22 protein-coding genes and 2 pseudogenes are annotated in these 21,120 nt (G+C 60.9%); 5 read left to right on the top strand and 19 right to left on the bottom strand.

Features of this window, described 5'->3' with window-relative positions; genetic code table 11:
* Positions 1–28 precede the first annotated feature (28 nt).
* From R4P70_RS18155 to eccCa, 13 genes and pseudogenes are all read right to left on the bottom strand, one after another.
* Entirely contained in the window at positions 29–304 is a 276-nt protein-coding gene (locus R4P70_RS18155) for a hypothetical protein (protein ID WP_317831058.1), read from the bottom strand.
* Positions 305–406: 102 nt separating this feature from the next.
* Positions 407–835 (bottom strand): hypothetical protein, encoded by a 429-nt coding sequence (locus R4P70_RS18160; RefSeq protein WP_317831059.1) that lies wholly within the window; start codon positions 833–835, stop codon positions 407–409.
* The gene (locus R4P70_RS18165; RefSeq protein WP_042922452.1) at positions 828–1,088 is read right to left on the bottom strand and encodes a hypothetical protein; all 261 of its coding nucleotides are present in this window, start codon (positions 1,086–1,088) and stop codon (positions 828–830) included. Before R4P70_RS18165 ends, R4P70_RS18160 begins: the two co-directional genes overlap by 8 nt.
* 230 nt (positions 1,089–1,318) lie before the next feature.
* On the bottom strand, positions 1,319–1,999 hold the full coding sequence (locus R4P70_RS18170; RefSeq protein WP_317831060.1) for a hypothetical protein: 681 nt from the start codon (positions 1,997–1,999) through the stop codon (positions 1,319–1,321).
* 399 nt (positions 2,000–2,398) lie between these two features.
* On the bottom strand, positions 2,399–2,770 hold the full coding sequence (locus R4P70_RS18175; RefSeq protein ID WP_317831061.1) for a hypothetical protein: 372 nt from the start codon (positions 2,768–2,770) through the stop codon (positions 2,399–2,401).
* Positions 2,771–2,823: 53 nt separating this feature from the next.
* Positions 2,824–3,150, bottom strand: a complete 327-nt coding sequence (locus R4P70_RS18180) for a hypothetical protein (protein ID WP_317831062.1) — start codon at positions 3,148–3,150, stop codon at positions 2,824–2,826.
* 77 nt (positions 3,151–3,227) lie between these two features.
* Positions 3,228–3,974 carry a hypothetical protein gene (locus tag R4P70_RS18185; protein WP_317831063.1) on the bottom strand — a complete coding sequence of 249 codons (747 nt, stop codon included), beginning with the start codon at positions 3,972–3,974 and terminating at the stop codon, positions 3,228–3,230.
* A 174-nt stretch (positions 3,975–4,148) separates the two neighbouring features.
* Positions 4,149–4,343 (bottom strand): annotated as a pseudogene (locus R4P70_RS32735) (helix-turn-helix domain-containing protein); the annotation flags it as partial.
* A gap of 418 nt (positions 4,344–4,761) precedes the next feature.
* Complete coding sequence (locus R4P70_RS32740) at positions 4,762–5,127, bottom strand: helix-turn-helix domain-containing protein (RefSeq protein ID WP_411742478.1); 366 nt, start codon at positions 5,125–5,127, stop codon at positions 4,762–4,764.
* Positions 5,128–5,143: 16 nt separating this feature from the next.
* Entirely contained in the window at positions 5,144–5,650 is a 507-nt protein-coding gene (locus R4P70_RS18190; protein WP_317831064.1) for a hypothetical protein, read from the bottom strand.
* A 263-nt stretch (positions 5,651–5,913) separates the two neighbouring features.
* The gene (locus tag R4P70_RS18195) at positions 5,914–6,129 is read right to left on the bottom strand and encodes a helix-turn-helix domain-containing protein (protein WP_042922429.1); all 216 of its coding nucleotides are present in this window, start codon (positions 6,127–6,129) and stop codon (positions 5,914–5,916) included.
* A 642-nt stretch (positions 6,130–6,771) separates the two neighbouring features.
* The gene (locus R4P70_RS18200) at positions 6,772–8,124 is read right to left on the bottom strand and encodes a recombinase family protein (RefSeq protein WP_317831065.1); all 1,353 of its coding nucleotides are present in this window, start codon (positions 8,122–8,124) and stop codon (positions 6,772–6,774) included.
* A 16-nt stretch (positions 8,125–8,140) separates the two neighbouring features.
* Positions 8,141–9,721 (bottom strand): annotated as a pseudogene (gene eccCa / locus R4P70_RS18205) (type VII secretion protein EccCa); the annotation flags it as partial.
* 239 nt (positions 9,722–9,960) lie between these two features.
* On the opposite strand from eccCa, the gene eccD reads away from it, so the two are divergent.
* On the top strand, positions 9,961–11,427 hold the full coding sequence (gene eccD, locus R4P70_RS18210) for a type VII secretion integral membrane protein EccD (protein WP_060938797.1): 1,467 nt from the start codon (positions 9,961–9,963) through the stop codon (positions 11,425–11,427).
* Positions 11,428–11,441: 14 nt separating this feature from the next.
* Complete coding sequence (gene mycP / locus R4P70_RS18215) at positions 11,442–12,854, top strand: type VII secretion-associated serine protease mycosin (protein ID WP_020906904.1); 1,413 nt, start codon at positions 11,442–11,444, stop codon at positions 12,852–12,854.
* A gap of 14 nt (positions 12,855–12,868) precedes the next feature.
* Here mycP and eccB read toward each other — a convergent pair whose 3' ends face one another.
* Positions 12,869–14,335 (bottom strand): type VII secretion protein EccB, encoded by a 1,467-nt coding sequence (gene eccB, locus R4P70_RS18220; protein WP_283569689.1) that lies wholly within the window; start codon positions 14,333–14,335, stop codon positions 12,869–12,871.
* A gap of 157 nt (positions 14,336–14,492) precedes the next feature.
* On the opposite strand from eccB, the gene eccE reads away from it, so the two are divergent.
* Together eccE and R4P70_RS18230 are read left to right on the top strand one after the other, a co-directional pair.
* Positions 14,493–15,410 (top strand): type VII secretion protein EccE, encoded by a 918-nt coding sequence (gene eccE, locus R4P70_RS18225; RefSeq protein WP_283569688.1) that lies wholly within the window; start codon positions 14,493–14,495, stop codon positions 15,408–15,410.
* A gap of 19 nt (positions 15,411–15,429) precedes the next feature.
* A complete protein-coding gene (locus R4P70_RS18230) occupies positions 15,430–16,074 on the top strand; it encodes a hypothetical protein (RefSeq protein WP_317831066.1) in 645 nt (214 codons plus the stop codon).
* A gap of 16 nt (positions 16,075–16,090) precedes the next feature.
* On the opposite strand, the gene R4P70_RS18235 is transcribed toward R4P70_RS18230, so the two are convergent.
* Both R4P70_RS18235 and R4P70_RS18240 read right to left on the bottom strand, forming a co-directional pair.
* The gene (locus tag R4P70_RS18235) at positions 16,091–16,648 is read right to left on the bottom strand and encodes an NADPH-dependent FMN reductase (RefSeq protein WP_020906901.1); all 558 of its coding nucleotides are present in this window, start codon (positions 16,646–16,648) and stop codon (positions 16,091–16,093) included.
* Positions 16,649–16,670: 22 nt separating this feature from the next.
* A complete protein-coding gene (locus R4P70_RS18240) occupies positions 16,671–17,249 on the bottom strand; it encodes a TetR/AcrR family transcriptional regulator (RefSeq protein WP_021343562.1) in 579 nt (192 codons plus the stop codon).
* 57 nt (positions 17,250–17,306) lie between these two features.
* On the opposite strand from R4P70_RS18240, the gene R4P70_RS18245 reads away from it, so the two are divergent.
* The gene (locus R4P70_RS18245) at positions 17,307–18,449 is read left to right on the top strand and encodes an acyl-CoA dehydrogenase family protein (RefSeq protein WP_172933403.1); all 1,143 of its coding nucleotides are present in this window, start codon (positions 17,307–17,309) and stop codon (positions 18,447–18,449) included.
* Between the two features lie 57 nt (positions 18,450–18,506).
* On the opposite strand, the gene truA is transcribed toward R4P70_RS18245, so the two are convergent.
* From truA to R4P70_RS18260, 3 genes are read right to left on the bottom strand one after another with little or no spacing between them, the layout of a single operon-like run.
* Positions 18,507–19,391 carry a tRNA pseudouridine(38-40) synthase TruA gene (gene truA / locus R4P70_RS18250; protein ID WP_283569645.1) on the bottom strand — a complete coding sequence of 295 codons (885 nt, stop codon included), beginning with the start codon at positions 19,389–19,391 and terminating at the stop codon, positions 18,507–18,509.
* 5 nt (positions 19,392–19,396) lie between these two features.
* Positions 19,397–19,954, bottom strand: a complete 558-nt coding sequence (gene rplQ / locus R4P70_RS18255) for a 50S ribosomal protein L17 (RefSeq protein ID WP_020906897.1) — start codon at positions 19,952–19,954, stop codon at positions 19,397–19,399.
* A 29-nt stretch (positions 19,955–19,983) separates the two neighbouring features.
* Positions 19,984–21,045, bottom strand: coding sequence for a DNA-directed RNA polymerase subunit alpha (locus R4P70_RS18260; protein WP_003941016.1), 1,062 nt, complete (start codon positions 21,043–21,045; stop codon positions 19,984–19,986).
* Positions 21,046–21,120 lie beyond the last annotated feature (75 nt).

Consider the following 21,120-nt stretch of genomic DNA (forward strand, 5'->3'; position numbering starts at 1 on the left):
AAGCAGTGGCCAGTTCAACTGCCATGCCTCAGCCCTCCGCAGACGAACGGCTGTCCGCGTCGAGACCCAGAGCCAAAATCCCCTGAAGTTCCTCGTGACTGATGCCTGCGTCTTCGAGCAGCGCGACAATGCGCCCCCAACTCGATCCGAAAAAGAGCGTTAATGCGATCCCCAGCGTTCGCAGGAACTGCTCGCCGTCCTCGTCTAGAGATTCAGCGTCCAGGAGTCGCCGAACCTCGATCGGGTCACCCTTCGACTCCAAGAGCCGCGCCCAAAGATGGACTCCCCTATGTGTTTTGATCACTAATCCCCCAAAGATTGCCCAATCTGGGCATGCAAAGGAGGCCCGAACCAATGCGGTCCGAGCCTCCGAGATGTCTTGCTATTCAGTTATTTCGAACCTCAATCAGTAGAACGAGTTCCCACCGATAAGAATCCGACGCGCCTGCAGATCGGGACTGTTCACACGATCAGGAGCAGTCCCCTCACTCGGCACAATCGGCGCCGGAGGACGACTCAGCGCAAGAACCGCCGCCATTGCTTCCGCCTGCTCCTCCAACTCCTCGCGAGTGCCGCCAGTCAGAAATTCCAGCGACTCCGCCGGCAGCTTCTTCTCGACCCGCACCTGATGCCGAAGCAGGGCAGCGACCGCTGAATCCCTCTCCGCAGTCACGGCTTCAATCTCCGCGGGATCCTCCGGGCTCGAATTTTCCGACGCTGATTCGAACTCGGCCAGTCGAGCATTCGCGGCCCTCACCGCCTTATCGGCTTCCTTACGGGCAGCGCGCTCCTCAGCGAGATCCGCCGTCGTCAACCCACCCAAGTCCTCATCCATCAACTAGCCTTCCCCTCAATTTCGATTCTCGACGCTCATGCAGTTCGTCCAACGGCGTCCGCGATTTCGGAACCGCATCCTGCTCGCCGATCAATTTCATGACGTCCATTAGCCGCGACGACAACATCGCCACATCGCGGGCTGAGGTCGTCGCATCGATCGCCCCCGCCAACCTGTCCCGCAAGGCTTCCAACGTCTTCAGATGGCCACCCAGGAGGGCGACCGGCGCGACCTTAACTTTGACGACTTCCATAAATTCGCCCTTTCATACTCATTCGACTCCTCACCATCGCCGCAGGTCAGAACCAACTTGGTGTACAGACCCCGTGGGGAGGGATTCGGCCCTACGCCCGAGGGGGGCTATTAGCCCCTTAAGGGGATGGGGCGCCCCTTGCTTGGTTTCTGCGAGTCCCTGACCTGCACTTATGCAGTGAATCTGACATAAGTGCAGGTAGAGACGTTGCAACCTTGCTGCTGTGTTGGTCAGAATCCCTCGGTGTTGGCGATCTGTTCGATGCCTTCGGGGGTGAGCGCAACGTCGTGGGCCATCTGGGCTGCGACCTTGTTGGAGCCGGTCAGCTCGTCAGGCAGGCTTTCGAGGTCGTAGATCATGTCGTCGGTTTCCCCTGGCTTGTCTACGGCGTCGAGGGCGTTGAGGTTTTCGACGTGTTCACGGTCGTTTGGGTGCTGGGCATAGTGGTCGCTGAGTAGTTCGGTGTACTGATGGGCGGATGCTTCCCTGACTACGGCACGCATCAGGGTCGTGTCACCGGTTACTTGCGCGTCTCGGTAGAGCGCTGAGAGTTCCTGTCGGTCTCCCTCTGCTGCTGCGACTTCACGACGTGCTTCGCGGAAGTATCGATGTTGTTCGGGTGCTGGGGTTCCGCTGAGTCCGTACAGCTTTCGTTCCAGTTCGAGTCGGTAGATCTTGCGGCTAGCTTCTTGGTCTGCTTTGAGGGCGAGGAGTTCGTTGCGGCGTTCGGTCCATGCTCGGGCAGCGAGGACGGTGCGGATGCCTTTGTTTGCTTCGTTGATTGATGCGTTGGTGTAGGGCTGTCCCACTCCGGTTGGTAGGTCGGTGGGGTACTTCTGGCGAAGTTCGTAGAGTGCGTTGTCGTAGTTGGTGCAGGCCTGTGCTGCTGCTTCGTGGTTGTTGATGCCCATTTGATTTGTTCCTATCGGTGTTAATTGTTGTGACGCAATATGTTTGGTAGGTCTATCGGCTTATGTGAACAACTTCGGGATCCCCGAATGCCTTGTCCTGTAGTTCTCGGTCGGCCGCGGCGATGATCGCAATTAGGTCCGCGTCCGCAATTCTCATATTTGATGGCTCACGCTGGCGTCGAACCCATGTGATGTGGTGCTCTCCGAGGTGCCGTAGTGGTCGAGCGTAGAACTCCCCCACTCGCGCTCGTTGTCCACTTATTGATGCGGTGCCGGCGTCACAGAACCCTTGGAGTTGCTGGTCATCAAGCCGCCAGCAGTAAACCTCGATGTCGTTCTTGTCGCGTCTGAGCTTGTGTCGTCGACCCCACCTTGTGTAGCTCCAACGCCACTTGTCCGTCATAGCTCGCAATCCTCGTCTCGGTCGTCGAGAACACTGACGAGGAGGTTCGTGATGAGCCTGAGTTGCCTGTAGATCTTCTTCTGATCGGCCGCGATCGCATCGAGTTTTGCGGAGTCGTCAGTAGGTGGTTGCGTAGGTTCCAGCCACTTCTCTGGTGACCTTTCACCGTATGTCTTCTGGGAACTCAAGATGTGCGTCAGGAGTTCATCGTCGGCCGCACTGATGCGTGGCTCCAGATTGGGCGTCAGCGGCTTCACGTCGAGGTGTTCAGTAAGGGCGACCTGTGACGGCCTGTATTGGCTTGGGCGGATCGGGGCATCGGATGGTCCGAGGAACATCGCTTCGAGTGTCGTTTCGTGCGCTGGCATGTGGCGCCTTTCAATGTGGATCGATTTCGAGATGACTGTTACTGGCATAGGTTTCATTCGTTGTCAGGGTTGATGTCGGCTGAGTGGTTGGAGATCAATTCGTCTGCCCGAGTGATCAGATCGACGAGATCGTGCTCGGGGAGTTCGAATTGCTTGTGGCCTTCGCGGGCGGTGTAGATGCCGCTCGCATCGCATGTCACGCGAAAGGGTCCGACTGCGCCGGTGCCTGTGTCGAGGGCATCGCCGGCTGCATCACACAGTTGCCGGAGTTTCGACGCGGTCAACCTCCAGTAGTAGCCATCGTTTGTGGGTACTTCGAGGCGGTAGTGGCGTCTGTTGGCGCGTCTGCCTGGGCGTTGGCGGAGGACTGCGGTGAGCACGTAGGGAGGCGGGTTGTTGATATCGGGTCTCCTTAGGGCTGGAAGTCGATCAGAGGACGGCTCAGGGGTCGCTGTGCTCATTCCTGCCACGCATGACCCGATGAAGGTGAGGCGCAGGCTGTATCCCAGCCACTGCTCGATGAGCCAGGATCCACGCCGTTGGCGACCATTGACTTGAACAAACCGAATGGGCTTGAGGTGGCCTTCTCTTGGGCGCGTTGGGCGAGGGCGAGTTGTCGCTCGAGGTTGACGCCCTCGGTGGCGCAGTACTTTTCGAAGCGGTCCCAGTTCCTCGAGACCCACTCGATCGACTTCAGTTCGGCGAGGTTGTCGATTTCTGCCTGTGCTTGACGTTGTGCACGTTTAGCCTCGAACTGTCGGTCACGTTCGGCGCGGGCCTCAGCTTCGACGCGCTGCATCTCCTCCCACTTGCACCGCCGGACAGCGAGACGCTGGGCACGGTGGGCGTCGACTAGTGACCGGCGTCGGGCGAAAGCCTCGGGGGATGGATCTGTCCACCCGCCTGTTGGTCCGCCGTTGATCGAGAAGCGAGGGCCGTCGACATAGGTGAATCCGGCATCGAGGAGTTCCTGATTCTCAGCTTCAGTTCGTGCTGACCGTGCGAACCCTTTGTCGAGGAGTTCGGTGATCCTGACGTATCTGAGTGTTTCGGTGTCCCCAGCGTCGTCGGTGTTGATTTCCTGTTCGTAGAGATATGAGAGGTCGTCCTCCTCCTCGTCCTCGCCCGCCGAAGGAGGAGGATCTGTTACTTGATTTGATAATGATCTGTTTAGGGGGTCGTGTGTGTCGCCTGTTCGGGACACTGGTGTCCCCTGGTTGGGGTCGTGTGTGTCGCCTGTTCCGTCCTCGCCCAATGGAACAGAGGTCGTGTGTGTCGCCTGTTCCGAGTACCCGGCAGGGTAAGAAAGACGGTAAACCGAGTTCATTGCCTTGCGCCCAGAGTTCGACCCCGTCGACACACGGAACAACCATCCCGCGTCACGAAGGAACGTCAGTCCACGCTCCACGGTCTTCTTGTTCAGTCCTGTGCTCTGCGCGATGATCTCGTTGCCAGGGAACGCCTGTTCGCCGCGCTCGTTGGTGTAGTCCCAGATGATGTAGCCGATCGGACGGATGTGACTCGGAACGTCAGACTTCCCGAACGCCTTGTGCCAATGAAACTTGTCTGTCACGGCCTCACTTCCGGCCCTTCAGTTCTCGGTTCACACGTCGAACTAGATCGACACTGCAACCAACCAGCGTGGCGATCTCAATCTGATTCAAATCCCCGGCCCTGAGCAGTTCTTTGATGCGCGGACGCCCAGGATGTCCCGACGAGGGTTGAGGGCCAGGCATCTGCACGCCGACATGGTGGGTTCGGCCAACAGCGGCGTCACGAGCGGCAAGCAGATCTACCGTCGAATACAACCGTTCTCCGGTCTCATCCTTCCGAGTTCGGATGTGTCCGTTCTTCCTCCAACGAACCAACGAGCGATAAGACCGGCCGATGAACCTCTGTGCCTCAACCTCGTTCAACCATATGGCTGGCAAGACCACAGGGACTGACTCGTCCACTTCAGGTAGTGGCCGCAATAGAATCACCAACATTCACTAACTCGTCCCCCGCGCTCGTTTCAGTTCCCGGCTGACGACCGCGACCAGCGAGGCGTTGCAACCGACCTCGCGGGCAATGGCCATCTGACTCATCCCGCCGGCTTCGACAAGCTCCCTGATCCGCGGTCTCGCGGGATGCTTGTGCCCCCTGCCAGGACCAGGCTTCGATGCCGTCAACAGCCCATGACGCATTCGCTGGTCAGCCTTATCCCTGGCCGCAGTCAGATCCGCAGGCAAGTAGACCCACTCGCCGCCACGACAGCGGGCCGGAATCAGCCCGTTCGAGCGCCAATTTCGTAGACTGCGACGACTCCTACCAATGAACCTCGCGGCTTCCACTTCGCCCATCCACCGCACCGGCATGAGAACTGGCACGGACTCATCCACAATTGGCAAGGCCCGCAAGGGGATCACCCACTCTCGACTCGGACAGAATGTCCCCGATCGCGGGGAACAGTTTCATGTGACGCGCCATCAGCTGCATAAGGTGCGTGTGCATCCCCTGTGGGGAAACCCAACCCGGAGTAGCCATCACGCGCAGAAGTCGCTCACGGAGTCGATCAGCAGGCCGTGCGTCGTTGTCACGAATGCCCCGTATATACCCGGCGTTCTCACCACAGCGAAACCTCCACGTAGCACCCAGATTCGACATGTCAACACCCGCATGCTCAGCCCACTCAGCAAGCCAACGCAACTGTTCGTCAGCTGCATCGACGGCATCGAGATTTACTGGTGCCCGAGGACCAGGCTTACTGGTGGGCTTCGAGTCCGGATTGGAATCTGCGGTACCGATCCGTGGCTGTCGGTACAGCCCGCCGCGAAGATGTGCGATCACTTCGGGAATCGCGTTGACCACTGTCTCCAGCGAATAGACGTGTGTGGTCAATCTCCGCACCTCATCAGCGCCGTAACGCGGGCTTTCGTCTCAGGCGTGAGCGGAGGCCAGTCTCGAATGAGATCGTCAATGAACTTGGAAATTTCAGGGTTGGGGTGGTACGTTTTTGTTGGCAAGCTGCGCCCTTCGATCAGAAAAACAGCACAGAAAATATCCCTGAGCTGCGAACTCAGGGCAGGTCGAGCAATCAGACGTTCAGTTCGAACGTGTTTTCGAGTATATGCCGCACCGCCGACGTGCCACCTAGTTCCGCACTAGGTGTTCTGCGGCCTGCCGCCGACGTTCTGGGTGGCGAAACGCTCCACCTGAATCTTCACAGCACGCTCAAGATCGTCCCGTGAATACAGAATCGATCCGTTGGCCCGCGGGTGTCCCACCAGGTCCCCTCGGTTACGCCAGTTCCGCAGTGTGCGCGGCGTGCGGTTCACGTGCTCGGCAGCCTGGCGCGTAGTGAGCATCGCTTCCGTCATGGTTTCTCCCTACTTTGATTAGTCGATAATTGATTTTCTGGGAAACCGTTTCCCTATAAGTGCATCGTATCGACCGGCTCGGCCACACCGCTTTGTTGAGAAAACTACACCCAGTGGCGGACAGAAACACATAATGCGAGATGTAACGAGACAGATGAGCTAAAGACGCAGGTTGAACCGATACGGCGAATCGCGACTGGTTCAAATCGGCGGGTCGACCCTCCAACAAGGTCTTCCGGAGACTTTCTCTTCTCCGACTGCCGGAGAAGGTTTCCTCGGTGTCGGCCTTGATGAAACCGTTGAACGGTCTGCTCGACAAGCAGACCATCCGAAAACCGCCCCAAAAACAACCACGCCCGGTCGGTGTCCCGGTGGTTGTCCCACCAGGTGTCCCAGTGGGACAACCCCACAATGCCACCAGTCTTTTTAGGTGCGCGCCTAAAAGGTTCTCGATGCTGGGGAGCTTCTCGTGGAGAAGTACTACGGTAGTACTACTGCACCGACAGTCTCAATAGAGTCTCCATCGGGTCAATATAGAACCTACTTAGATCCTCAATAGGACCTATCGAATTGCACGGATGATCGACTAGCAAAAAGCAACCACCTGCTAACCATTTGCTCAAGCACCTGCTTAAGCACCTGCTACACCTTGCGCTCAATCTCGATGAACCGAGGATCAAAGCGCCGAAGCCCCTTATCCGAAGGATGCACCCGAACCACCATCAACGCATCAATAATTTTCCCTCGCAGATCAGGAGACTTACCCTCCCAAACCTCCACGAGACGGTCCCCCGCCAACACCAGCTCCACCAGCGGATCCCCCATCCGCGCCTTACCCAGCTCCGCATCAACCCTGTCGACCTGCAACTGCAGAGCTGCGTTCGCGGCCTCAAACTGACCCGCATCCATCGCCCCAGAACCGAACATCCCCGCGATCTGCTCGGCCCTAACCTGCAACGAATCCCGCTCAACCTGAAGTCCAGCCACGTCGATTTCGTCAGACTGCGAAACCACCGCAGCATCAGGCATCGAAAGCCGAGCAATCACCACACCATCCACCAACTCATCGAGCGCCACACCCTGCCGGCGAACATGATTCTGAGGGCATTTGTACGACCGCCGCTTGTTGGCGTCTACGTGAACCACCATGCGCTCCTCGCAAACCCCACACCGATAGACGCCGCTGCCCTGCCACTTGCGCTCAAATCCCAAACTGCTCGACCGCTTCGGGTCATCCAAGAACGCCACGATGCCGTAATGGGCATCAACATCGATGATCGCCGGCCACTGACCAGTCCCGACGACTGCGCCACGATGTACCCGCAGGGCTGCATATCTCGGGTTCTTCAGTACTCGCCGCACGCTGGTCGACTTCCATTCCTGTCCACCGTGTGCCGTCCTCAGTCCTGCCGCATTCCACTCACGCGCCACCTGCCGCACAGACATACCCGACAACACGGACTGAACGGCTTCTCGAATTGCCGTCGCCTCCGGCTCAAGTAGCTCTCCGTCAATCGTGTATCCGAATGGTCGGCGCGATGCGATCCAGAGGCCAGAAGCGGCCTTCTGATCGTTGGCACGTTTCCGTCGATCGGACATCGCATCAACTTCTGCTCTGGCGACACTGCCGAGGATTCTGGCCACCATCCGTCCGGAATAGGTGGTCAGGTCGAGCGTTCCCGATTTGACTGTCCGGATCTCCGTGTTGGCGAAGATCGCGATTAGTCGTTCGAGTTCGAGCGGCGAGCGATAGAGGCGATCTGCGTGATACACGATCACGGCGTCGATCTTGCCGGCCTGAATGTCGGCCAACATATCCTCGTACCGCGGTCGCACCAGGCCCCTGCTGGCGGATATATCGTTGTCCGAATAGTGCTCTACCACTTCCCAATTGAGCGATTCCGCCAATGCCGAGCAGTCTTCGAAGTGCCGTTCAACGCCCAACCCCTCGCCTGTTCGGTCGAGTGAGATGCGGGTGTAGATCGCGGTACGCATGGCTACATCTTAGCGTGTGGTACTTGACATTCAGGCCGAGAAAGGTTGCACCACCTTTGAAGTCGATCAGGACGAGATTCAGTGCGTTGGGTGAGTGCGTCGCGATCAGGCCGAGCACCAAGGTTCGCAGGAACTCCGACTTACCAGAACCGGTGGCTCCGATACACAGCCCGTGCGGACCCATACCGTTCTCGGCCGACTCCTTCAGATCCAGTTCGACAGGGTTTCCATCTTGTCCGACACCGATCGGCACGCGGAGTCGGTCGCGCCCCTGACGTGGCAGCCAGCCATGCTCAGGATTGAACCTCGCAACATTTCCTATCCCCAACATCTGGCTCCAGGTCCGAAGGGATCGGTCGTCGTCAGTCGCGTCCACGGCGTTCTGCGATGCCGCACGGAACGGTGCGATGCGACGTCCGAACGACTGCGCCAGGCTCGTCGTCGCGGCGTCAGGCGTCGCAAAATTCTCGACTCCTGCGCTGCTCACCGCGCCGATCTGATCGCTACCGACGACCAGTCGCAAACCACGCGCCGCCGCCAGCCGCGGGCAGAACCCGCACAGGTCGAGGACGGTCACCGAGTCGAGCCCGGATTCGGACAACAGGCCGGTGTCACCTTCGAGCAAGCCACCGTCCACGACCAACACGAGATGCGGAACGCCCGCACTCGCTGGAGTGTTGCGAGCAAATCGAGCACGCATCGAAAGCGTTTCCCCGAGGGAACTTTCGAACTCGAGATACGAACCGAACACCATGCGTGAAGTGCCGGCGCCGTCCTGAGACTCCGGGTGTTGTACGTGTGGGAGCCACTTGACCCACTCCCACTCGGCTTCGGTATCGGGACCGCACACCACTGCAACTTGGACGGTGTCCGGACCGTGAAAAGTGCACAGCTGCATCAACATCGAGCGGACGAGCGCTCGAGCGGAATCCCTCTGCCCCTCAATGGACATCGCAGCAAATCCGCGAAGCGAGACGGCGGTCGGCAGGTCTTTTACAACCGAATGCGCACGGACGAATCGCCGAAGTGAGACAGCAGCGACGGGTTCGAGATCCTCGACCGGCCCCGTCTCCGGAGATACAAGCCTGGTGGCCAATCGCTGTGTACCCAGACCGACCCGAACGTGGCAGTAGTCCGAGTCGGTGATCTGACGTTCCCACATCCGCACAGTCCCGGCCAGTGTCCAAAGCTGCGACGGCTCGGGATTGCTCCACTCGAGAGCAGCACGCTGCGCACCAGACGTCGCAGCAACATCGCTGCGCATCTGATCCAGGTACCGCAGGTAGTCCTTGCGGTCCTCGTTCGCTTCGGACGCTCGTGCCCCACCGCTACGACCGCCCCCGGCGAGCATCCCGAGCATAGACACCATCATCATGACCGGAAACAGCAGAGACATCGGATTGCGCGCCATGCCGGAAGAGAACATCAGCGCCACCATGCCGATCATGGCAACCACCATGATCACCGGAAGTAGTTTGGTCAGTAGGTTTCCCGGCGTGACGCGAGGAATCTCCGGTGGGGCCTGAAGCGTCACCTCGCCGCCCGGTGTACGCGGCGATTCACGGCGCGCTCGACGCGCAAATCTGACAGTGCTCAATTCACCCACCCCCATCGGTGCTGCAGCTGTTGCCGCCACGCGCCTCGTCCGACTACCGCCGGCCCGCCCCCCAAGGCGTAGTCACGCAATTGCAAGAGAGTAGATCACAACACCGACACTCGGGTCGGTGCCACCTGTTGTCTGCGCTGTCGCCGACACAGGCGCACAGTTCATGTCGTATTGTTCGGGTGAACTGGGGTGACGTGACAGGGGAATCGCGTCATGGGAGGGGACAGATCTTGACCAGCACCACTGAAACCAGCGCTGCGCACACCGCAAACGGACGACGCGCGACCCATTCTGCCGAACTGTGCAGGTTGACGGTACTTTCAGCCCATTCGCAGGTGGATCTTGCGGTGCCGCTTCGTGTTCCACTCGCGGTGGTCATTCCGGGCATTGTGGACACAATTGTCAACCACAGCAATTTCAACGAGTTCGACCACAGCGCCGAACAATTCGAGCCCGTCGACTGGACTCTGTCGAAAGTCGGCAGGGCACCGCTGGCACCGACGCTGTCGCTGCACGAGCATGGAATCCGCGATGGGGAATTGCTCGTACTCGAGGCCGCGGACACCGCTGCCCCGCCCCCACTCTTCGACGACATCATGTACACCGTCGCGGCGACGGATGCAGACATCTACCGACGGTGGACTCCGATCACCGCGCGCATTGTCGGCTCGTCCGCCGCCCTCGTCGCTGCGCTCGTCGCGGCCCTCGCCCTGGTCCTCGGCGATGCAGGTCTGATCGGCGCTGTCTGCGGTGGAGTGACGTCTTTGGTGCTCACCGTCGCCGCCGTCGTGGCAGCGCGGGTGTACGGAGACACTGCAAGCTCCATCACGCTCGGATGCACAGCGGTGCCACTGGCGTTCGTCTCCGGCGCACTCTGCGTACCCGGCACTGTTCTTTCTGCTCATCTCCTTCTCGGTTCGGCATTCGCAGCCGCGGTGAGTCTGATCTGCCTCCGTTTGTGCGGTGCCGGATTAGCCGTCTTCACCGCACTTCTCGTCGTCCTCCTTGCTGCGGTGGGCACCTTCGCCGTCGCGACGACGCTTCCCGAGGCGCGCACCGCAACCGTCAGCAGCGCGGTGATTGCCGCAGCATTGATCGTTCTCACGTTCACCGCTCGACTGTCGATGCTGTTCGCGCGATTACCGCTTCCCCCGGTTCCGACGCCGAGTAATCCCCTCGACGACGATCGCGACGGACTGCCCGAGCCCGAACTGCCCGGGCTGACCGAGTTGACTGAAAGGGCAGGGCGGGCTCGTAGCTACCTGACCGGACTGATCGTGGCCACGTCAGTGGTCGCGCTCACTGCCGCAGTCGCGCTCGCGTGGTCCTGGCCCGGTCAGGGAATCGTCTGGCCGAACCTTGCTCTCGCATTCGCGACGGCCGTCGTGCTGATGTTTCGCGGGCGCACCTACGCGGGCGCACATCAGGCGGTCCCACTCATCGCGGCAGGCATCTCGGTGATTCTCGTTCTCCTGGGCGGCATGGCATGGACCCATCGCGACCATGCATTGGTCGTCTTCGCCATCACGATGACTGTTCTCCTCCTGTCACTGATTCTGGGAATCCTCGCCCCCCAGAACACATTCAGCCCCGTGATGCGACGCGCGGCCGAACTGTTGGACCTCGCTGCGATTGCAGCAATCGTTCCGCTGATCTGCTGGGTCAGTGGGCTCTTCGCGCTCATGCGCGGTCTCTGAGCGATCGGATCTCGATGGTGATTCGACGCGCGACGAACATCTGTGCCGCACTCGTGATCGTTGTCTTAACAGTCCTCGCCGGGGCGGGTGGCGCATCGAGTGCGGTTCCTTCCCCCATCGATCCTGCAATGCTGCCGGAGGACGGTCCACCCGCGCCTCCCCAACCCACCGAACAACGAACCCTGTGCGTCCCCGCCGTAGCGGGTGGTGACGGCGCGGATATTCCACGTTCTCAACAGGATCTGGGATTCGATTCGGTGTGGTCGATCACCCGAGGGGCAGGGCAGCGAATTGCTGTCATCGACACCGGCGTCAGCAGACATCCCCGGCTACCGGCCCTCGAAGGCGGCGGTGACTATGTCGGGACCTCCGACGGCACCGACGATTGTGACTCACACGGAACAGTCGTCGCCGGTCTCATCGCCGCCGAGCAGGTCGACGGTTCCGGATTTTCCGGAGCTGCGCCGGACGCACAGATCATCTCGATCAGGCAGTCCAGTGCAGCTTTCTCGGTGGCCGGCCAACGCGAAGACCCTGCCGTAGCCGAGAATTCGTCTGGCTACGGAAACGTCGACACCATGGCACTGGCCGTACGTCACGCTGCTGACTTGGGTGCAAGCGTTATCAACATCTCCGAGGTCGCTTGCAAGCCTGCCGGGGACGGGATCAACGACCAACGACTGGGCGCTGCAATCGAATACGCCACGATCGCGAAGAACGCCGTAGTCGTCGCTGCTGCAGGGAACGTCGGATCCGGAGGTTGCAAGAACCAGAATCCACCGCCGGATCCCCTCGATCCACAAGCCGATCCATGGAACTCGGTTACGACGATTGCCAGTCCTGCCTGGTACGACGACTATGTCCTCACCGTCGGGTCGGTCGACCCCAATGGCACCGCCAGCTCCTTCAGCCTCGGCGGTCCATGGGTCGACGTTGCGGCGCCCGGCACCGGAATCATCTCACTTCACCCGACGTCGCCTGGTCTGACCAACGGAGTCTACGGCTCCGACGGCGCCGTACAGTCGTTCAACGGGACCAGTTTCGCTGCGCCCTATGTCGCGGCAACCGCCGCGCTGGTCCGGTCGGTTCACCCGGAACTGACTGCACTTCAGGTCATGCAACGTATCGAAGCCACCGCCCACGCCCCGGCGCAGGGTTGGAATCCCTACGTCGGTCACGGCGTCATCGATCCGCTCGCCGCAGTAACGGGCGAATTGGCACCGGGGGAACGCGTCAAGGTCAATCATCAGTCGGTAACGATCGATCCCCTACCCACGCCGCCGGCCCCCGACAACCGATCTCGCGACGCGGCACTCGTCGGAGCCGGAACGGTCGGCACCCTAGCCCTACTGACGCTGTTGGCGTCGATGCCCATTCGTCGAGTAATTCGTCGGAGACTTCCCGAACGACGGGACGTCGATCTCTGAACCGTCAACGGTGTTCAGTTCACTGGAGCGGCCGGCGTTGAATCGGGGGCGACTCCGTCGTGAGCTATCAGTGCATTCCTCTTCTCGAGCGCCGGACCTGATGCAAGTAGATCGAGTATCTGCCAAGGCGCGCGATCAGGCGTTCGCGTCAATCCGAGCGCGCGAGCGGAGGTTTCGTCCGGTACTCCGTATTTCACACCGGTATCCGCTACGTAGAACACTCCGTCGTGCCTGGTGCTGTTCGTCTCGATTCCGGTCGCTTGAACAAACCCACCGAAGCCCTGTCCGACGTGGACGCTGTCGAGATTGTCGCCCGATCCGTCCGCCTGCGCCAAGGACACCAACTTGCCACCCGCCGGGATCGGAACCTGCAATCCAGCGACGAGTTTCAATGTTGCAGAACTACTTTCGCCGCCCTCGACTGCAGGCGAGGGAGCCCATTCCAGACAGCCGACAGGTGCGCCATGATCATCGACGATCTCCGGAACCACCTGCGGCAACGAGTCGACGGCCAGCTCCCTCACCGAGGGAATACGACTGATGGCGTCAGGGGTGACGCTCGCGATCCCGGTGGCGCCCTGCGAATCCGAGAAGTAGATCAGTTGGGCGAGCGCCGCACCGACCTTCTGGATACCGTTCTCGAGCACCACGTAGTACTGCAGGTCCGCGCCCACCGAAACCTGAACGACGGAGCCGACAGTCTTGTTCTGCAGCGGGAACCGGGGCGCTGATCCCAGTTCGCGGATTCGCGGAGCCTCGATGCGCGGAACTTCGGGGATCGAATTGAGAAATCCGGCACTGATCGGTCGCGCCTGTGCTCCTTCCAGCCCCAAAGCCCGCATGATCGCCGGATTGTCCACATCGATTTCCGCTCGCTTCCCGTCGTATACGAGAAAGTGATCGGAACCCGACTTCACCAGGAATGCACGGTCCCTCGTCAGATATGTCGTGTTTTCACCGACATTGGACGATCCGACCAGGACCGAAGTCGTCAACGATTTTCTCCCGTCGGATCCGACGGAATCGCATACCGTCCACAAGGCGTTGCTCGGGTCGGCTGATTCCGGCAGCGCGGACGGTGCGCCGGGAATGCCGACGAGCGCGCCCCTCGGTTTCGCCTCGACCTCAGACGCCTTGACTATTGCCGGTTTTACTGGCGAACCCAGAATCAGTCGGGCGGAGGCCAAGTTCAGCACAGGGCGAAAAGTACCCTCCATGGCGACGAACATTGCGCCAGATTCCTTTGCAACAACGATTTCTGCATCGCCGATTTTATCCTGAGGTCGAAACAGAGCGAGTACCGCGCAACCCGCCAATCCCAGTGCAGCGAGGACTATTCCGACGGTGAAGGCGCGGGACTGTGACCGCATCGGATCGTGAAGCATCCGCACGTCTCGTCTGACCAGCGCATGTTCCATCCGCCTGACCAAGAATCGGTACCCGTTGACCTGCCAGCGCGTGGTAGGTGTTGCAGCCATCATTCCCCCCGTGCCTTACATCCCCTTGCGAAGACACAGTACAGTTTGGCTGGGGCGGAAATTTTCGGGTAGTTCGCAGGTCAGGTATCGGGGAGGAACCGTGGACCGATCGCGGTTGAAGCATTGGCCGTCGTCACACAGGATTTCGACGCACGAATTCGTGTCGGCACAGATTCTCGGAATCAGTGCAGGCGGAATCGCGACGGCCAGTGGGCCGGATTGGCTCTGGGCGCTGGCAATCGGTTGTGTGGTTGCCGGATCAATGCTCCTCCATGTGGGCGGTTGGTCGGTAATGTCCTGGATTGTCAAGTACTTTCGCTATTTGCGCCGCAAAGACGTCGACGGCAGCACGATCGTCAGTTTTCACACTCCCTCCGAACAGTCGATCGGGCTCCGAGTGGACGGATCTTCACTCGTCGCCGTCGTCGAGATCGCTCCCCCACGCGACTACCTGACCAGGATCGGGCGTCATTCATTCGACGCTTCCCACCTTCTGCCCACGGCAGCCCTGGTCAATTGTCTGTATCAGCACGACATCTCACTCACCGGCATCGACATTGTCAGTCATGGATACCGCGCCGCATCAGGAACGCCGGCCACCGAAGTCTACGAACGTCTCATCGGGCCACTACCAGCCACCGCCACCAGAAGTGTTTGGCTTGCACTACGTTTCGACGCTTTGGAGGGTGGTGCGGCAGTCGAACGCCGAGGCGGGGGCGAACAGGGCGCGGGCCGCGCGATCGCTGTTGCCGCCAATCGTGTCATCCGGGTGCTCGATTCGGCGGGATGCAAGGCGCGGATCCTGACCGCACCGGAGATCGCCTCGTCCACTGCCCAGGTCACAAGAGGAGTCGCCAGCCACGAGGTCACCGAAACGTGGCGAAGTACCCCCTTTGCCTGGTGTGTCCAACGTCGGATACGGAATCGAACCCCGTTTCATCACCAACTCGACCCTGACCCGAGTTTGGGCAGTGGCAACGGTCGGGACGTCCGTGACAATTCGGTTGCGCCCCACGGGCGAACGCGGAGAGGCGAGGGTCAGTGCGACATGTCGCTTCACCACGCGCAATCCACCTGAGAACGCACCGCTGGCCGGTTTGGTCTCGCTACGTGGGCGCCAGCGCGACGGATTGCTGACCAACCTGCCAACCGCATTGGCCGCGCTGGACCGCATCACGCCGCACATTCGCATGGACGGGGGCACACTCGACTCACTCGCTCTACCTCTTGCCGGGTGCGGCCAGCTCATCGGCTCGGACCGAAACGGGCACGGTGTCGCGGCCAGAATTTCGGGGCCAGGCGTCAACACCGTTTTTGTCGCCGGCGAACTCTATCTGGCTCAGCAATTGATCTTTCGAGCCATCGCGACCGGCGCACTGGTACTCATCCACACCGATCGACCGGAAGCATGGACCGCGCTCACCGACTCCATGGGAGTGCCTGACCGACTCCGCGTGTCCGGGCAGGGTGGTGGGCTCGAGGGCGCTTTCAACACTGTCGTGTTCGACGGAGTCGAGGGGTTACCGCCGCGTGCCGGCGTGACCGCGATCTACGTGTACGGACATCCACGCCAATGGCCTCGGATCGACCCTGAAATCTCGATAGTCCAGCCATTCGCACTCGGTGACAAGATCACAGTCGAAACCGGCCGCACGCGCGTCGAACTGACTCTGGTAACCATTGCTTCCGAGACCTCGTTCATCGGCCGTCCTCGAGCCGGCGACGCTCACCAGATGGCGTGATCGCGTATGTCCAAGATCAGCCAGGATAGGGATCACTCGCACGCTGCATCCGCAATCCGCTCCCCCACCAATGCAATTCACGAATCATCTTCTCGCTCGCATCGATCGCGATCGAATCGACGCCGTACGGCTCGTGTCCGAATTGCTTGCGTACCCGGTGAATGGTCACGCTTTGACGCACCGAGACCATGTGCAGCTCCGCCACTACCTGCCTCAGTTGTTCGACGGCCCGAACACCACCTGAAATCCCGCCGTAGGACACGAATCCGATCGGCTTGGCACGCCACTCGTGTTTCACGGAATCGAATGCGGTCTTGAGGGCAGCCGGGTACCCGTGGTTGTATTCGGAGGTCACAGCAACAACAGCGTCGGCTCGTCCGATTCGCTGGCGGAAAACCTCCGTGGCAGGTGAATCCGAGAAATCCTGGGGCAACGACAGCTCTCTGAGGTCGATCACCGATACGTTCCACGACGGGTTCGCGGTTGCGCGCTCGACAAACCAATCCGCCACTGCTCGTCCTATTCGCCCCTCGCGGACCGAACCTACGATGACTTCGACCTTCAAAGGTGCCATGAACGTCGATGCTAGCGACTCGTCACGCAGTGATCCCGTCCGTGATGAGTGCGGCCAGTTCCCGATACGCGCTGGCATCGTCCAACCCGGTAGCCCGATAGACCGCGCGTTGCTGGATCCGAACCATTGTCGCTGCGGCCGCATCAGCGACAAATGACGCGTGTACCCGCCGGAATGCGCCCGAATCCACTCCCTCGACGATGAGCGCTCGCACACGATCCGCGGCGATCGACGTGTTCTTCTCGTAAACCTGACTCGCCGACACCGATTCAGCCAGGTCTTCCATGAATTGACGGGACGCCGCGGTCAGTTGATCACCGACTGCTTCGAGATACACCGCGACTCGACGAGTCGGTGCCGCTTCGGCAGCGACGGCACTCTCCACCGCATCGGTCGCCGCACGGAAGAAGTGCACCGTCACAGCCCGCACCAGATCCTCTTTGCCGGCCGCCACGGTGTACAAGGTGCTCTTGGAGCAGTGCAGACGAGCTGAGATCTCGTCGAGCGTGAGGTGGGCGAAACCCTCGCTCAAGAACAGTTCGACCAATTGATCGAACAACTCTGCCCTGCGCGCAGTCGTCTTGTGAACCAGCCTTGCCATACGCAAGACAGTACTGCAGTATCGTTCTCAGTACTACTACCTAGCTAGGAGCCGACCGTGCCCGTCGAACGCCTGATGCCCAGCCAAGAAGCTCGCGATCTCATCGAACTGACGCGTGATGTCGCGGACAAGGTACTCGCGCCCAAGGTCAACGAATACGAGAAGGCCGAGAAGTATCCCGAAGGCGTGTTCCCCGCACTCGGACAGGCAGGCCTGCTGAGCCTTCCGTATCCCGAGGAATTCGGTGGCGGCGATCAGCCGTACGAGGTGTACCTCCAAGTCCTCGAAGAGATCGCCTCGCGCTGGGCAGCGGTTGCAGTGGCGGTGAGCGTACACAGCCTCTCGTGCTTCCCACTGTTCACCTTCGGCACCGACGAACAGAAGACCCGCTGGCTGCCGGACATGCTGGGCGGCAACACCATCGGCGCGTACAGTCTTTCCGAAGCGCAGGCCGGATCCGACGCCGCCGCATTGTCGTGCAAGGCGACGGCCACCGACGGTGGCTATCGCATCAACGGCTCGAAGGCCTGGATCACCAACGGCGGCAAGGCAGACTTCTACAACCTCTTCGCCCGCACCAGTGACGACGGCTCTCGCGGCATCTCCTGCCTCCTGGTGGACAAGGACACCGAAGGCCTCAGCTTCGGCAAGCCCGAGGAGAAGATGGGACTGCGCGCGGTCCCCACTGCATCCGCGAATTACGACGACGCCTTCGTTCCTGACGAGCGGTTGATCGGTCAGCGCGGCCAGGGATTGCCGATCGCCTTCAGCGCGCTCGACTCCGGCCGACTCGGAATCGCTGCTGTTGCCGTCGGAATCGCTCAGGGCGCGCTCGACGACGCGGTCGCCTACGCGAAGGAGCGCAAGGCATTCGGCAAGCGGATCATCGATCACCAGGGCCTCGGATTCGTGCTCGCGGACATGGCGGCCGCAGTTGACTCCGCTCGAGCCACATACCTCGATGCAGCCCGCCGCCGCGACGCCGGAGTTCCGTACTCGCGCAACGCCAGCGTCGCCAAGCTCGTTGCCACCGACGCAGCAATGAAGGTCACCACCGACGCCGTTCAAGTGTTCGGCGGGTATGGCTACACCCAGGACTTCCCCGTCGAGCGCTACATGCGCGAGGCCAAGATCACGCAGATCTTCGAGGGCACCAATCAGATTCAGCGTCTGGTCATCGCGCGTCAACTGGCGGGATAGTCGTCTACATGAAATGCCCTCCCACGCAGAGTGGGAGGGCATTTTGTATCAAGGCGGTCAGTCCCCGCAGCACCCGCCCGAAGACGGAATCTCGCGGGTTTCACGGGTAATCGCGTTGCGGGCAGCCAGTTCCGAGTAGTCGGGATAGTCCACGCGAACCAACGAAAGTCCGTGCGCCGGCGCAACGAGGATCGAACTCGACCGCGACGTTTCGTCGAGCAAACCTGCCACCCAGTCGGCGGTGCGGCGTCCCTCACCGACCGAGAGGACTGCCCCGACAAGACTCCGGACCATCGACCAGCAGAACGCATCGGCATTCACGTACGCCGTGAACACCGTGCCCTCCTGCGCCCAGTCGAAGCGTTGCAACTCCCGCACCGTCGTAGCGCCTTCTCGACGCTTGCAGAATGCCGCGAAGTTGTGCAGGCCCAGAAGCCGATTCGACGCTTCTTGCATCGCTGCGAGATCGAGTGGTTTGGGGTACGACACCGTATCGCGTGCGCGTAGGGGTTCCACTCCGAATGCCGCGTTGGTCACCCGATACTCGTAGTAGCGTCGCATCGCCGAAAAGCGTGCGTCGAAGTCACCCGGAACCACCGAGATCTGTTTGACCCGAACGTCCTTGGGCAGGAAGCGTGCAAGTCTGCGCACGAGTCGCGACGGATCGTCGGGGAGCAACTCGCCCGGGACGTCCACGTGCGCTACCTGTCCGGTGGCGTGGACACCGGCGTCGGTTCGACCGGCAACAGTCAGCTGAACCGGTTGCCGTAGTACCGTTCCCAACTTGTCTTCGATCTGACCGCACACGGTGCGCAGATCGGTTTGACGGGCCCAGCCCGAGAAGTCAGTGCCGTCGTAGGAGATGTCCAGCCGCAATCGAACGAGCCCGCCGTCCCCGATGGGGGCGGCGGGCTCGTTCGATTCAGCGTGTGCCGAAACCAAGGGAACTAGTCCTTCTTGGCCTCTTCGGCCTCGGGAGCGTCGGCCGCAGTTGCGGTCTCGTCCTCGATAGCCTCGACGACTGCGTCAGCGTTCTCGACCTCAGCCTCGGTCGCGTCGGCCTCTACGGCCTCGACGACGTTCTCTGCGGCGGGAGCTTCCTGCGAGGACTTGACGCGACGAGCGCGGTCAGCCTCGGAGGTGACGGTCTTTTCCTTGACGAGCTCGATGATTGCCATCGGAGCGTTGTCGCCCTTGCGGGGGATCGTCTTGATGATGCGGGTGTATCCACCGTTACGGTCCGCGTAGAACGGGCCGATCTCGGCGAACAGGGTGTGAACGACATCCTTGTTGCGGATGACCTTCAGCACCTCACGACGGTGAGCCAGCGTGCCGGCCTTCGCGTGCGTGACGAGCTTCTCGGCGTAGGGGCGCAGTGCCTTGGCCTTGGACTCGGTGGTGGTGATGCGACCGTGCTCGAAGAGCGCGGTAGCCAGATTGGCGAAAATCGCCTTCTGGTGGGAAGCCGACCCGCCGAAGCGGGCACCCTTCTTGGGCTTGGGCATGATGATCTCCTAGTAAAGGACCTGAGCTGCTACAGCTGTTCGGTCTCGGCGTAGTCCTCGGTACCTTCGGCATCGCCGAAGGAACCGGCATCAGTGTCACTCCACGTTCCGGTGGCGGCGTCGTAGCCGGCAACGGTGGTGGGATCGAAGGATGCGGGGCTGTCCTTGAGGGACAGGCCGAGCGAATGCAGCTTGACCTTGACCTCGTCGATGGACTTCTGTCCGAAGTTGCGGATGTCGAGCAGATCGGACTCGGTACGGCCGACAAGCTCACCGACGGTGTGAACACCTTCGCGCTTGAGGCAGTTGTAGGAGCGGACCGTGAGGTCCAGATCCTCGATGGGGAGTCCGAAGGAAGCGATGTGATCGGCCTCGGCGGGCGAGGGTCCGATCTCGATTCCTTCTGCTTCGACGTTCAGCTCACGGGCCAGGCCGAAGAGCTCAACCAGGGTCTTGCCCGCCGAAGCGAGCGCGTCCCGTGCGGTGATGGAGTTCTTCGTTTCCACGTCGAGAACGAGCCGATCGAAGTCGGTGCGCTGTTCGACGCGAGTGGCCTCCACCTTGTAGGTGACCTTGAGCACCGGCGAGTAGATCGAGTCGACCGGGATACGGCCGATCTCTGCGCCGGACGCCTTGTTCTGGACGGCGGGGACGTAGCCACGACCGCGCTCGACAACGAGCTCGATCTCCAGCTTTCCCTTGTCGTTCAGGGTGGCGATGTGCAGATCAGGGTTGTTCACGGTGACGCCTGCCGGGGGCACGATGTCGCCTGCAGTAACAGCGCCGGGGCCCTGCTTGCGGACGTACATGGTGACCGGCTCGTCCTCTTCGGAGTTCACGACGAGGCCCTTGAGGTTCAGGATGATGTCGGTGACATCTTCCTTCACTCCCGGGACGGTGGTGAACTCGTGGAGAACGCCGTCGATACGGATGCTGGTGACAGCAGCGCCGGGGATCGACGAGAGCAGCGTGCGGCGCAGCGAATTGCCGAGCGTGTACCCGAAACCTGGCTCCAGGGGCTCGATGACGAACTTCGAGCGGTTATCAGCGATGACCTCTTCGGTCAGCGTGGGTCGCTGAGAAATGAGCATTGGTATTTCCTCCTGTACGGACGTCCACTATTTGACGCCCACGATGGGAAAGGGCCTGCGGCCCTGTGAGTGGTT

The organism is Rhodococcus sp. IEGM 1241, assembly GCF_033142365.1.
GTDB classification, from domain to species: domain Bacteria; phylum Actinomycetota; class Actinomycetes; order Mycobacteriales; family Mycobacteriaceae; genus Rhodococcus_F; species Rhodococcus_F erythropolis.